11 protein-coding genes are annotated in these 12,503 nt (G+C 61.6%); 4 read left to right on the top strand and 7 right to left on the bottom strand.

What is annotated here, in order from left to right:
* Both waaA and BLO97_RS08005 read right to left on the bottom strand, forming a co-directional pair.
* Positions 1 to 1,275: a lipid IV(A) 3-deoxy-D-manno-octulosonic acid transferase gene (gene waaA / locus BLO97_RS08010; RefSeq protein ID WP_092222399.1), complete on the bottom strand. Its 1,275-nt coding sequence runs from the start codon at positions 1,273 to 1,275 to the stop codon at positions 1 to 3.
* Positions 1,276 to 1,297: 22 nt separating this feature from the next.
* Complete coding sequence (locus BLO97_RS08005; RefSeq protein ID WP_092146663.1) at positions 1,298 to 2,188, bottom strand: LysR family transcriptional regulator; 891 nt, start codon at positions 2,186 to 2,188, stop codon at positions 1,298 to 1,300.
* A gap of 103 nt (positions 2,189 to 2,291) precedes the next feature.
* Between BLO97_RS08005 and BLO97_RS08000 the strand changes: the two genes are divergently transcribed.
* The 4 genes from BLO97_RS08000 to BLO97_RS07985 all read left to right on the top strand — a co-directional run bounded on the left by BLO97_RS08000 (position 2,292) and on the right by BLO97_RS07985 (position 5,830).
* Positions 2,292 to 2,624, top strand: coding sequence for a DMT family transporter (locus tag BLO97_RS08000; RefSeq protein ID WP_046065574.1), 333 nt, complete (start codon positions 2,292 to 2,294; stop codon positions 2,622 to 2,624).
* Positions 2,625 to 2,845: 221 nt separating this feature from the next.
* Entirely contained in the window at positions 2,846 to 4,021 is a 1,176-nt protein-coding gene (locus BLO97_RS07995; RefSeq protein ID WP_092146665.1) for an NAD(P)/FAD-dependent oxidoreductase, read from the top strand.
* Positions 4,018 to 4,830, top strand: a complete 813-nt coding sequence (locus tag BLO97_RS07990; protein WP_092146667.1) for an aldo/keto reductase — start codon at positions 4,018 to 4,020, stop codon at positions 4,828 to 4,830. The genes BLO97_RS07995 and BLO97_RS07990 overlap by 4 nt, the downstream gene beginning before the upstream one ends.
* Positions 4,831 to 4,864: 34 nt before the next feature.
* Entirely contained in the window at positions 4,865 to 5,830 is a 966-nt protein-coding gene (locus BLO97_RS07985; RefSeq protein ID WP_092222397.1) for a metal ABC transporter ATPase, read from the top strand.
* Between the two features lie 184 nt (positions 5,831 to 6,014).
* On the opposite strand, the gene hldE is transcribed toward BLO97_RS07985, so the two are convergent.
* From hldE to msbA, 5 genes are all read right to left on the bottom strand, one after another.
* Positions 6,015 to 7,436 (bottom strand): bifunctional D-glycero-beta-D-manno-heptose-7-phosphate kinase/D-glycero-beta-D-manno-heptose 1-phosphate adenylyltransferase HldE, encoded by a 1,422-nt coding sequence (gene hldE, locus BLO97_RS07980; protein WP_063323214.1) that lies wholly within the window; start codon positions 7,434 to 7,436, stop codon positions 6,015 to 6,017.
* Positions 7,437 to 7,521: 85 nt separating this feature from the next.
* Positions 7,522 to 8,130, bottom strand: a complete 609-nt coding sequence (cysC, locus tag BLO97_RS07975; protein WP_063323215.1) for an adenylyl-sulfate kinase — start codon at positions 8,128 to 8,130, stop codon at positions 7,522 to 7,524.
* Between the two features lie 121 nt (positions 8,131 to 8,251).
* Positions 8,252 to 9,667 carry a PIG-L deacetylase family protein gene (locus BLO97_RS07970; protein WP_092345509.1) on the bottom strand — a complete coding sequence of 472 codons (1,416 nt, stop codon included), beginning with the start codon at positions 9,665 to 9,667 and terminating at the stop codon, positions 8,252 to 8,254.
* A gap of 16 nt (positions 9,668 to 9,683) precedes the next feature.
* Complete coding sequence (locus BLO97_RS07965) at positions 9,684 to 10,580, bottom strand: GNAT family N-acetyltransferase (protein WP_092222551.1); 897 nt, start codon at positions 10,578 to 10,580, stop codon at positions 9,684 to 9,686.
* Complete coding sequence (msbA, locus tag BLO97_RS07960; RefSeq protein WP_092222392.1) at positions 10,580 to 12,370, bottom strand: lipid A export permease/ATP-binding protein MsbA; 1,791 nt, start codon at positions 12,368 to 12,370, stop codon at positions 10,580 to 10,582. The genes BLO97_RS07965 and msbA overlap by 1 nt, the downstream gene beginning before the upstream one ends.
* Between the last annotated feature and the right edge of the window lie 133 nt (positions 12,371 to 12,503).

Raw genomic sequence — 12,503 nt, 5'->3', positions numbered from 1 at the left:
TCAGTCGAGCAACCGCCCCAACCCCGCCAGCAACCGCTGCAACGCCCCCTGGTTGCTGCGCATCACCTTCAACCCCGCCTCGGCCATGCGCTGGGCATCGCGGGGCAGTTCGAACAGGCGCTGCACCGCCAGGGCCAGGCTTTCGGCATCTTCCACTTCCGCCAGCGCACCGGCGGCGCGCAGTTGCGCGGCGATTTCGAGGAAGTTGAACAGGTGCGGCCCGCTGAGTACCGGTTTTGCCAGCGCCGCCGGTTCGAGCAGATTGTGCCCGCCGTTGGGCACCAGGCTGCCACCCACAAACGCACTGTCGGCCAATGCGTAGAGAAACAGCAGCTCACCCATGGTGTCGCCCAGCAGCACCGAGGCCTGGGCAGTGACGGGTTGCGCACTGGAACGCCGGACCGTGGCGAAGCCTTCGCTTTCGCACAGCTGGTGCACGGCATCAAATCGCTCGGGATGACGTGGCACCAGGATCAGCAACGCATTGGGGTAGCTGTCGAGCAACCGACGGTGGGCAGCCAGCACCACTTCGTCCTCGCCTTCATGGGTACTGGCGGCGATCCACACCGGACGCTCCGTGGCTTGCCACTGGCGGCGCAAGGCGCTGGCGTTTTCCAGCAGTTGCGGGTCGATGGTCAGGTCGAACTTGATCGAGCCGGTGACCTCGACGGTTTCTACCCGGGCGCCCAACTGACGGAAACGCTCGGCTTCGGCGTCGGTCTGGACGGCGAACAGGCTCATCTCGGCGAGCATCGGCCGGGTAAGCTTGGGAAAGCGTGCATAACCCCGGGCCGAACGCTCCGACAACCGCGCATTGGCCAGGGCCACGGGAATGCCGCGCCTGGCGCATTGGTGAATATGATTGGGCCACAGCTCGGTTTCCATGATCACCGCCAGGGACGGCCGGACCCGGTCGAGAAAACGCTTGGCGGCGCAGGGCAAGTCGTAAGGCAAATAGCAATGCTGGATGCGCGGCTCGTTGGCGAACAACGCCCGGATCCGCTCCGAACCGGTGGGCGTCATGCAGGTGACGGTGATCGGCAACTGTGGATAACGTTGCAGCAAGGCGCGGATCATGGGCGCGGCGGCGATGCTCTCACCCACCGACACCGCGTGGACCCAGATGCCCCCCGGCAGCATGACCGGCAGCCCCCAGGAGAACCGCTCGCCAATGCGCCGGGCATAAGCCGGCGCCTTGCGGGCCCGCAACCACAGCCGAATCGCTACCAGTGGCAGCCCCAGGTAAAACAATGCGCTATAGAGAGTTCTGTTCATGGCGGCGGAGTTTATCGGTTTTTCAGCCAATCGCCTGCAACTGCACGGCAAAACGTTCCGCCAGCCAACGCGCGGCCGGGCCCAGGGGTTCATCGCGGCGCCAGACCAGTTCCACCACCAGGGCCGGCGGGGTCCATTCGCTGCTGAGCTCGACCATGTCGCCCAGGTAGGCCGGGTATTGCACCACATGCCGAGGCAACCAGGCCCAGCCCAGGCCGCTCCTCAGCCATTCGGCCAACACATAGAAACTGTCGGCTCGCCAGACCTGCGGGCTGGCCTGTTCACTGCCGGGATAGACGCTGGACTGGGTGGCCATCAACAACTGGCGGTGCCGAGCCATTTCCCGACAGGTCACATAATCATGGTTCGCCAGTGGGTGGCCCCTGCCGCACACCGTCACCATCTCGACGCTGCCCAGCACCCGGCGCTCCAAGGCCTCGGGGATCTGGTCGTGATAGAACAGCAAGCCGAGGTCGGCGCGCCGCTCCACCAGTTTGCGCGCCACGTCGCCCTGGGCGGCGCTGGCCAATTGCACTTCGAGGGTAGGAAATTGCTCGGCCAGGGCCGCCAGGCTGTCGATGACCGGTTGATAGGGCATGGCTTCGTCCTGGGCCAGGCGCAGCGACGCTTCCTGCCCGCGCATCAGGGCCAGGGCCCGGCCATTGAGACGCTCGCACTGACGCAGCACTTCCCTGGCCTCTTCGAGCAAGGCTGCGCCAGCGTCGGTGAGCCTGGGCTGACGGCCGCTGCTGCGCTCGAACAGGTTCACGCCCAAATCCGTCTCCAGCAACGCAATCGCACTGCTGATGGCCGATTGGGCTTTGCGCTGATCCCGGGCCACGGCGGAAAACGAACGCTTCTCGGCGACCCCGACGAACAGCCGCAATTGCTCCAGGTTCCACTGAACGTTCATGGCTCAACCTATCTTGATTACAGATAGGTAATGACTTTACCGCATCTGACCTATCTCTAGAATGGCCCCATCGAAAGACGCAACCGTCGAAGAGGAACCGCCTATGAACGCCTACTACTACCTGGCCATCGCCATCTGCGCCGAAGTGATCGCCACCGTTTCGATGAAAGCGATCAAGGGCCTGAGCACACCCCTGCCTTTGCTGCTGGTCATCGTCGGCTACGCCACCGCGTTCTGGATGCTGACGCTGGTGGTGCGCACCGTACCGGTGGGCGTGGCCTATGCGGTCTGGGCCGGGCTGGGGATCGTCATGGTCAGTGTCGCGGCGTTGTTCATCTATGGGCAGAAACTGGACGTGCCGGCGATGCTGGGGATGGCGTTGATCGTGCTGGGGGTGGTGGTGATCCAGCTGTTTTCCAAGACGGCCGGGCACTGAAAACACACTGATCATTTGAGCTGGAACACCTCTGTGGCGAGGGAGCTTGCTCCCGCTTGGGTGCGAAGCGCCCATAAAAATGGGGTTGCTGCGCAACCCAGCGGGAGCAAGCTCCCTCGCCACAAAAGCTTTCCCTGCACGCTGCCGATGTTGATCGTCAACAAATTCCCTCTGCACCGAGTCTGTATACTGCGCCCTCGTCTTGAACACTGAGGTCGCTCATGCCATCCGTTATTTCCACCGACATTCTGATTGTCGGCGCAGGCGTCGCCGGCCTCTGGCTGAATGCACGCCTGCGGCGCCAGGGTTTTTCGACCGTGCTGGTGGAAAGCGCCAGCCTCGGCGGCGGGCAGAGTGTCAAATCCCAGGGCATCATCCATGGCGGCGCCAAGTACGCCTTGCATGGCGCCCTGACCGGTGCCTCGGAAGCCATTGCCGACATGCCGCGTCGCTGGCGCGAAGCCCTGAAAGGTGAAGGTGAGCTGGACCTGTCCGGCGTGCGCATGCTGTCCGACGCCCATTACCTCTGGTCCCCCGGCACCCTGGCCGGCAACCTCACCAGTTTCTTTGCCAGCAAGGCCGTGCGCGGGCGGGTCGACCAGGTCAAGGGCGACCAGTTGCCGCCGGCCCTGCAAGACAAACGCTTCAAGGGCAAGGTCTATCGCCTGGCCGAGCTGGTGGTGGACGTGCCGAGCGTGATCGCACGCCTGGCGGAACTGGCCGGCGACAGCTTGCTGGCCGGGCAACACATCGAACCGCTGCGCGAAGGTGGCGAGCTGATCGGACTCAAGGTCGATGGCCGCGAGATTCGCGCGCAACGCATTGTCCTCAGCGCCGGGGGCGGCACCGCCGACCTGCTCGACGCCTTGGGCCTGGACCAGCCAGCCATGCAGCGCCGACCGTTGCACATGGTCCTGGTCAAGGGGCCCAGCCTCAAGCCGCTCTACGCCCATTGCCTGGGCGGCGGCCCGAAGCCGCGCGTCACCGTGACCACTCATCCGGCGGCCGATGGCCAATGGGTCTGGTACGTGGGTGGCGATCTGGCCGAAGGCGATGGCGTGACCCGCGAGCCTGCCGCACAGATCGCCGCCGCCCAGAAAGAACTCGGCCAGTTGTTGCCTTGGATTGACCTGAGCACTGCGCAATGGGCCACGCTGCGGGTGGACCGCGCCGAACCGTTGCAGTCGGGCCTGACCCGCCCGGACAACGCCTTCCTCGCCGAGCAGGATCGCCTGCTGGTGGGCTGGCCGACCAAACTGGCCCTGGCCCCGGACTTCGCCGATCGGGTGGTCGATGCCTTGCAGCGCGATGGCATCCAGCCAAGCCACCCGGCCCCACTGCCGGACCTGCCGAAGCCGCCGATGGGCGTCCCTGCCTGGGAGCAACTGCTGCCATGAGCCAACCGACCCTGCATGACCTCTATCGCCCCCTGGGCCATGACGGCCCGCGGGTCTCCCCCCTGGGCCTGGGGACCGTCAAGCTTGGTCGCGACCAAGGCGTCAAATACCCCAACGGCTTTCAGATCCCCGATGACGACGAAGCACGCAGGTTGCTCAAACTGGCGCGCGACCTGGGTATCAACCTGATCGACACCGCGCCGGCCTATGGCCTGAGCGAAGAACGCCTCGGCCCGCTGCTGCGCGGCCAACGCCAGGACTGGGTGATCGTCAGCAAGGTCGGCGAAGAATTCAGCGACGGCCAGTCACGCCATGACTTCAGCGCCGCCCATACCCGATTTTCGGTGGAGCGCAGCCTCAAGCGCCTGGAAACCGATTATATCGACCTGGTGCTCGTGCACTCCGACGGCAACGACCTGGCGATCCTCAACGACAGCGAGGTCTACCCGACCCTGGCGGCGCTCAAGCGCGAGGGCAAGATCGGCGGCTTCGGTTTTTCCGGCAAGACCGTCGACGGTGGCTTGAAAGCCTTGGAGCAAGGCGATTGTGCGATGGTCACCTACAATCTGAACGAACGAAACGAAAAGGCTGTCATTGACTACGCCAGCGAACACGGCAAAGCGATCCTGGTGAAAAAGGCCCTGGCCAGCGGCCACGTTTGCCTGAGCCCCGGGGTAGACCCGGTTCGCGCCAGCTTCGAACTGTTGTTTGAGCATCCTGGGGTCGCCAGTGCTATTGTCGGCACCATCAATCCGCTGCACCTCGCCCACAACGTCGCGACCGTAGCCAAGGTCCTGCGTAAAAACTGACGCCGCCCTACGCGGCCTTAAGGAAGGAGCCGACATGCCGCGTACGCTCATCAGAAAGAATCCCAGCAACTTCAAGACCCTGCCCCTGTTCGTCGAAGCGACACCCGAAGGCCTGACTTACCAGAGCGTCGGCATGCCGCTGAATTTCGCCCAGACCTTGCAGCGCCGCCGCCCGGTAGCCGTGGCCGATACCGAACGCTTTTCCTTGGAGTTGGCAAACCTGGGCGTTTCTGTGCGCCTGACCCTGCATTGGCAGAACCGCGACTATTGGGTACTGGTGCGCCAGCGCCGGCAGGATCGCGGCGATGTGGTGCTCAAGCTGATTTCCGGCTACGTCCCAGCCCACGAGTTGAACCTGCCACTGCTTACCGCCATCAGCGAAATTGCCGAAGAATGCCTGCTGGAAACCCCGGAAGGCTGGCTTGGCGGGCGTTTCAACGACACCTGGCTGCCGGCCCCCTACGCCACGGCCCTGCATTACCGCGAAGCCTTGCCGTTTCGGCTGACACCCCTCTCGGGCTCCGCCCGCCCGGTGCGCAGCGCCAACCTGCAACTGATCGAGCGACCACGGGCCTACGTGCATCTGCCGACGGCATCGCTGCAATTGATCTATGACTTGCGCCTGGATGTGCCCAAGGAAGCCAAGTCCCTGAGCCTGTTTCACGTCGATGAGCGTTTGGAGGGCGACCAGTTGGTGGCGCGCCTGGACCGCAAGCGACCTGATCTCTACTTGATGCCGCTACAGGACGGCCAACCCATGCCCGAGCTGTACACCTTGAAAAAGGACCAGCTATACCCGGCCAGCACGCGTGGGCTGTACCTGGCGGAGAGCTTTGCCAAGCAGGACGGCTGGCTGGTGCGAGACGAGCGGATTCGCTGGAAGGACTGGCTGCGCCAACAAGGGCTGACGCCACCGGGCAAGGAGTCAGGCCTGACTCGACTCAAGGGCAAGGCCCGGCAATTGCTCAAGAAGATCGTGCCGCGCAAGGTAGTTCGTTAAGACAAAGAACAACTAGTCGAACCTAACCTGTGGCGAGGGGATTTATCCCCGCTGGGCTGCGCAGCAGCCCCCAAAGCCTGACAACGCGGTATGTCAGATAGCTTTGAATGGGGGCGCTTCGCACCCCAACGGGGATAAATCCCCTCGCCACAAAGTCTTTTCGTCGCCAATTGAATCGCCAAACTCAGTTGTTGCGGATCTTCTCCACAATCGCCGTCGTCGAGCTGTTTTCCACCAGCCCCAACACCTTCACTGTGCCGCCGTAGGCGGTGACAATGTCCGCGCCCACAACCTGGTCGATCCCGTAGTCACCGCCCTTGACCAGCACGTCCGGCTTGACTTCGCGCAGCAGGTTTTCCGGCGTGCCCTCGCTGAAACTGATCACCCAATCCACCGCGCCCAGGCCGGCCAGGACCGCCATGCGTCGGTCGACGCTGTTGATCGGCCGCCCCGGCCCTTTGAGGCGGCTGACGGAGGCGTCGTCATTGACCGCGACGATCAGACGATCACCTTGGGCCCTGGCCTGCTCGAGGTAGGTCACGTGGCCTGCGTGCAGGATGTCGAAGCAACCGTTGGTGAAAACGATTCTTTCGTTGTGGGCACGGGCGTCGTCAACGGCCAGCAACAGTTGCTCCAGGCCCAGCACACCGCGCTCGGAGCCTTCCTCGCGCTGGATGGCGCGGCGCAGTTCCGGGGCGCTGATCGCCGCCGTACCCAGTTTTCCAACAACGATGCCGGCCGCCAGGTTCGCCAGGGCTACCGCATGGGGCAGTTCTTCCCCTGCGGCGATGGCGGCGGCCAGGGTGGAGATCACGGTGTCGCCGGCCCCCGTCACGTCGAACACTTCACGGGCACGGGCCGGCAGGTGCAACGCCGGGTGATCGGGGCGCAGCAGGGTCATGCCATGCTCGCCACGGGTCACCAGCAAGGCGCCGAGATCGAGGTCTTGCATCAGCTGGGCGCCTTTGCTCACCAGTTCGTGCTCATCGACACAACCGCCAACGATGGTTTCGAATTCGCTGAGATTCGGCGTGATCAGACTGGCGCCACGGTAGATGGAAAAATCCTTGCCCTTGGGATCGGCCAGGACCGGAATGCCACGGGCACGCGCGGCCTGGATCAGCGCCTGGTGGTTTTTCAACGCGCCTTTGCCGTAGTCCGACAACACCAGGACCTTGACGCCTTCGAGCAGGCTGTCGACCTCGGCACCAAGGGCCAGGGGGTCGGTGGCGAACGGCTCTTCGAAATCGATGCGCAACAGTTGCTGGTGACGACTCATGACCCGCAGCTTGACGATGGTCGGCTGGTGCGCAACACGCTGGAATATCGCACGTACGCCCGCGCCCTTGAGGCTGTTGGTCAAGCTGTCGGCAGCCTCGTCGTCGCCGGTCACGCCCACCAGGGAAGCCGGCGCGCCGAGGGCGGCGATGTTCAAGGCAACGTTGGCGGCACCACCGGGACGATCCTCGATATGCTCGACCTTGACCACCGGTACCGGCGCCTCAGGGGAAATTCGTGAGGTACCGCCATGCCAGTAGCGGTCGAGCATGACATCGCCGACCACCAATACAGGGGCTTGATCGAATCGCGGCATGGACAACTTCATGGAGCATCCCACATACAAAATGAACAGGGCGGGGATATTAGCACAGGGTTGGCGCAAGGCTCTTCTATGGCGGTGACGGGATGCGTTAGTCGTGCAATAGCGCCCACAGCCGGTCGCAGGCCTGGCCCAGCTCCAGCTTGTCGGTGTCGATTTCGCAAGCGGGTGTCAGCGGCACTTCGTATGGACTGTCGAGCCCGGTGAAATTCTTGAGCCTACCCGCGCGCGCCTCCCGATACAGTCCTTTTGGATCTCGTTTGGCACACACGTCAAAAGGCGTGCTCACATAGACTTCGAGAAAAGTGTCCGGGGCGAACAATTGCCGTGCGGCCTCACGGTCAGCCCGAAACGGGGAAATGGCCGCGACAATGACGATCAGTCCAGCATCGACCATCAATCGCGCCACCTCACCGATTCGTCGGATGTTTTCCTTGCGCGCCTCGGGACTCATGCCCAAGTCACTGCATAACCCCTGGCGCAGGTTGTCCCCGTCAAGGAGGCAGGTGTGGAGGCCTAGCTCGTGCAAGCGTACTTCCAACGCATTGGCCAATGTTGACTTTCCCGCGCCGGACAAACCGGTCAGCCAAATACATCGCGGTCGCTGGGATTTGATCGCCGCCCGGGCCTGCGCTGAGACTGTCAACGCAGAAGGCCCGATAGCCGGCCGTGATGTCGATATCTTTGTCGTCCTGTCCATAACCGAGTCTCTCCCTGAAATCGAAATCCTGGGGGTTTACCGGCCTCCGCGCTGCATCGCGCGCATACCGACTTATTGCCCAGAGCAAAGCATAGGCTGAACACCGCATGTCGACGGTTCGCTAATCATCCTTTGGCGACACATCCAGTGGGCGCGTCCAGAAAAGCTCATGTCGACGAACCGCCTTGCGGAAAAACTCATCCTCCCCGGTACGAGGCCAGCGACGCCCGGCCAACAACCGCTGGATCATTCGCCGCAGCTGTCTTTTGAAGGGTGGACGACCCTGCAAATCGTGCTGCATGCCTAAGGCCATCGCCTTGTCCATACGGGTTGGTGCATCCAGCAGCGGACTCCATAGGCCATCGGCCGGCAACGGCTCGATGGCTGGCGGCAAGGCGATACCATAGCCTGCCGGACCCATTGGCCAACGGTCGTTATCGTGCAGGTGGTTGGCATACAGCAGCAGGGTACGTGGGCGCCAGGTACTGAGTTCAATTGCCTCCATCAAGGCGCGAGTAGCGGCAACATGGTCGCTGTGAGGATCCAGTTCGGGATGAGGTGTCACTACCGCGTCCGGTCGGTGATGCTCAAGCAGTCCTACCAGATCGGCCACCAGGTTGCGCCAACTGGGCTGGCCGTCAACGTCACCGGGCAGACTCAGGGCGTTGAACCGGCGCACGTCCCGAGTATCACTATCGCCCGACTCCAGAGAGCCGAAGCTTCGCTCCGGTTGTTGCGCCATTGCCCCTAACTGAAGGCAGTAGTAGCCCAATTGCACACACTGCTGCTGCCCCACCCCGCCCCACAGCGGTACCGCCAGGCTGTCCCAGCTACGCAGGCGGCCCTTCAGACGAGCGGCTTGAGCCATGTCCAGGCCCATATCGCGATAGTTATCGGCTTCGATTTCACCCTGGGTGAGCGTGACAATGGCCACATCGCTCGCCCGACTATAGAGACCAAAAGCCGCGAGTTCGGCATCATCGGCATGAGGAGCAATGATAAGCAAACGTTGCTGGCCAAAGTCCGGGTTGCTCAGGACATGAAGGGTCGCCTGTGACGCCAGGCTGCAAAAACGGCCGTGCACTCTCAGGGCGCCGCTTGCCAGTAGCGAATCCTGTCCGGACAGATTGAGGAAACGTTCCCCCGCGGCACCACGCTCCAGATCCTGGCGATCGTCACCGATCCATACCTGAGGATCGAAAAAACGCCCCAACCAATGGCTTTTGACCCGCACTTGCAGAATCAGGGTCTGCCCCGCGCTGAACGCGCCCGCCACCTGCAAGAGGCCATCGTTCAAAATGGCAGAAAACTGCAGCGTGCCTGCAGGGAAGTCATAACGATAGTCGTCGTCCGGAGCATAGAACAGATGATCGCAAAACCAGGCCTCGTGGGCGACCCAGCCCAACAGCAGGAAAAGCGGCGACGCCCACCACGACACAAAAAAACCCAGTGCCGACGCCACCAGCAACATGCCAATCAGTATCAGGCGTTTGCGTTGACGATGGCGTTTGAGCAATTGCTGTTTGCGTCCGCTCATGGCTGTTTACCCTCGCTCAAACCTGATAGACCGGAACCCGGTGACACCAGCGATCCTTGTATTCGCGATCGGCACGGCCGAACGAATAACGCAGCGGCTTGCCCAGGGCGCGGGCCTGCTCCCAAGCGGTTTGGGTATTGACGAAACTGAGCACGCTGCCAGGACTGAACTCGCGACTCTGCGGGTCGACGCCGCCGTTGATGTATTCAAGGCTGGTCCACTTGGGTGCCTCGACCCGGTACAGGATCTGAATAGCCACCGGCTCGTCGTTCAGGTAAATCAAGGACCCGGTCATGAACTCTCGCATCAGGCCGAACACGTCAGCCAGATGTTTTTTGCCCGGGGCTTCGAAGTTCCAGCGGCGTTGGAACAGGTCTGCATAGATGGCCGCCTGTTCGCTGGCGCTCAGCTCCAGCATAGGCCGGATACTGCCACCCGCATCCTCCAACAAACGCTGCTCGCGACGTTGGTTGTAACGAAACTTCTTACTGTATTCCTCGGGTTCACGGGCCAGCGCCAAACCTTCAGGCTGCTCAACAAGGCCGGTCATGTTCCGGGCATTGAGCTCGGACACATAGCGCATGCGATGTCGTACACGAATCCGAGCGTCTTCGGCAACCGGCAGGATGACCTCGGCATTGCCAAGATCGAGCATGCCACGCTTGCCTTCACGCTTGAGCACATCCTTGGATAAGGCCACATGACGTCCCCAGGTCGGGATCGCAGCACACAATTGCCCGTCAACGAACCACCCCAGGTAACGCACCGGAATACCTACAAGCCCGGCCAGGCGCTCGACCACATTGGGATGAGTTGCCACACTGCCGCCAAACTGTTGCCAGGCCTGGGCGTAAGCCACAGCATCAATGGGGGTCCAACCACTTTCTCGCCAAGACCGCCAGTAACTCAAAATCAAACGAAGGACTCCTTCGCTGCCTCTTCGGCACCTTCGACGAAATCTTTCTCGTGCAACCGGGCATAGAAGCCATTGAGTGCCAGCAACTCGGCATGAGTACCGCGCTCGACGATGCGCCCCTTGTCCATCAACAGGATCAAGTCGGCCTTCTCGATAGTCGACAAGCGGTGAGCAATCACCAGCGTGGTGCGCCCTTTTATCACTTGATCCAAAGCTGCCTGGATGTGGCGCTCGGACTCGGTATCAAGGGCCGAGGTCGCCTCATCCAGAATCAACAACGGTGCGTTCTTGAGCAGCGCACGGGCTATCGCCAGACGCTGACGCTGCCCTCCGGAAAGCAGGACGCCGTTTTCGCCCACCAGCGTGTCGTACCCCTGAGGCATCTGTTCGATGAACTCGGCGGCGTAGGCATCTTCGGCCGCCTTGCGCACAGATTCGAACGGCGCATCGGCAAGGTCACCATAAGCGATGTTATTAGTGACGCTGTCGTTGAACAGAGTGACCTGCTGGGTCACGAGGGCAATGTGGCGCCGCAGGTTGGTAAGCTTGTATTGCTCGACGTCCACACCATCGAGCAGGATCTGGCCCTGGTCATGGTGATAGAAACGCGGGATCAGGTTGGCCAAGGTCGACTTTCCGCTGCCCGAACGCCCCACCAGAGCAATCATCTGACCTTCTTCGGCCGTAAAGGAAATGTCATCGAGCACGATCTTCTCGGTACCCGGATACTGAAAGCTCAGGTTACGCACTTCCAGACGCCCGTTGACACGAGCCATCTCCTTGGTCCCCGTATCGACTTCCGGTTCCTCGTCGAGCTGCTCGAAAATGCTATCTGCTGCGGCCAACCCTTTCTGGATGGTGGCGCTGACTTCCGACAACTGACGGATGGGCTTGGGTAACAAACCGGCGGCGGTGATATAAGCAACCAATTCGCCGGCAGAAGCGTCGCCGCGAAGGTAAAGCACCAGGTACATCAACACGGCCATGCCGATGTAGATCACCAACTGCAACATCGGCGTATAGATCGACTGGGTCCGGGTCATACCCAGGCTGCGGTTCATGTTATCGGCACTGGCCTTGTGAAACCGTTCGATTTCGTAACTTTCACCGCCAAAGCTGCGAACCACACGGTAGCCCTGGATCGTCTCCGAGGCCACGTGGGTCACATCGCCCATCGCCACCTGGATTTTCTTGCTCTGTTTACGAAATTTCTTGCTCGCGCTACTCACCAGAATGGCAATAACCGGCAGAATCGCCAGCAATACCAGCGTCATCTTCCAGTTGCTGTACAGCAAATAACCGAACAGGAACACCACCGTCAGGCCCTCACGGATCACCACCTTGATCGCATCGGTGGCGGCACCGGTGACCATGGTCACGTTATAGGTAATACGGGATATCAGATGGCCGGAGTTATGGTTGTCAAAGTAACGGTTGGGCAGGGTCAGGAGGTTGTCGAAGAGGGCGCAACGCAGGTCGTGGACAACGCCACGGGCAACCTTGGCCAGGTAGTAATTGCCCAGGAATGAGCCTATGCCTTGGTAGACGGCAATGAGCACGATCAGCAACGGCACGCCGAGTACCAGCGAAACGCCCATGAACTGAGTGTCATTGGGCTTCTGCAACGCGTCGAGGAAATGCTTGAGCATGTCTGCCAGCATCGGCTGGCTGGATGCGAACAGCACGAAACCGATAATACTGATGGCGAAAGCACCCCAGTACGGGAGCACGTATTTCAGCAACCGCAGGTAAATCGTCATGCTCGACTGCTGGTCGGAATTGGCCATTCGGTGCGCCTCGGACGTTTGAAAAAAGAGACAAGATGTAGATTGTAACAGCGAACGAATTACAACACCGGCGCAGTCAGGACTGAACGACTGGGCAGCACAGCGATAGCAATTCGCTTTCGCGTCATAAGCA

Origin of the sequence: Pseudomonas sp. NFACC05-1, from assembly GCF_900100135.1 — a bacterium.
Lineage (GTDB): Bacteria > Pseudomonadota > Gammaproteobacteria > Pseudomonadales > Pseudomonadaceae > Aquipseudomonas > Aquipseudomonas fluorescens_Q.
Note: the sequence above shows the minus strand (reverse complement) of the source record. Positions and strands in the feature narration are given on the sequence as shown.

Excerpts from the sequence above, each read along its gene's own strand:
- waaA (WP_092222399.1), bottom strand. The coding sequence starts at position 1,275 with ATGAACAGAACTCTCTATAGCGCATTGTTTTACCTGGGGCTGCCACTG.
- BLO97_RS08005 (WP_092146663.1), bottom strand. The coding sequence starts at position 2,188 with ATGAACGTTCAGTGGAACCTGGAGCAATTGCGGCTGTTCGTCGGGGTC.
- BLO97_RS08000 (WP_046065574.1), top strand. The coding sequence starts at position 2,292 with ATGAACGCCTACTACTACCTGGCCATCGCCATCTGCGCCGAAGTGATC.
- BLO97_RS07995 (WP_092146665.1), top strand. The coding sequence starts at position 2,846 with ATGCCATCCGTTATTTCCACCGACATTCTGATTGTCGGCGCAGGCGTC.
- BLO97_RS07990 (WP_092146667.1), top strand. The coding sequence starts at position 4,018 with ATGAGCCAACCGACCCTGCATGACCTCTATCGCCCCCTGGGCCATGAC.
- BLO97_RS07985 (WP_092222397.1), top strand. The coding sequence starts at position 4,865 with ATGCCGCGTACGCTCATCAGAAAGAATCCCAGCAACTTCAAGACCCTG.
- hldE (WP_063323214.1), bottom strand. The coding sequence starts at position 7,436 with ATGAAGTTGTCCATGCCGCGATTCGATCAAGCCCCTGTATTGGTGGTC.
- cysC (WP_063323215.1), bottom strand. The coding sequence starts at position 8,130 with ATGGACAGGACGACAAAGATATCGACATCACGGCCGGCTATCGGGCCT.
- BLO97_RS07970 (WP_092345509.1), bottom strand. The coding sequence starts at position 9,667 with ATGAGCGGACGCAAACAGCAATTGCTCAAACGCCATCGTCAACGCAAA.
- msbA (WP_092222392.1), bottom strand. The coding sequence starts at position 12,370 with ATGGCCAATTCCGACCAGCAGTCGAGCATGACGATTTACCTGCGGTTG.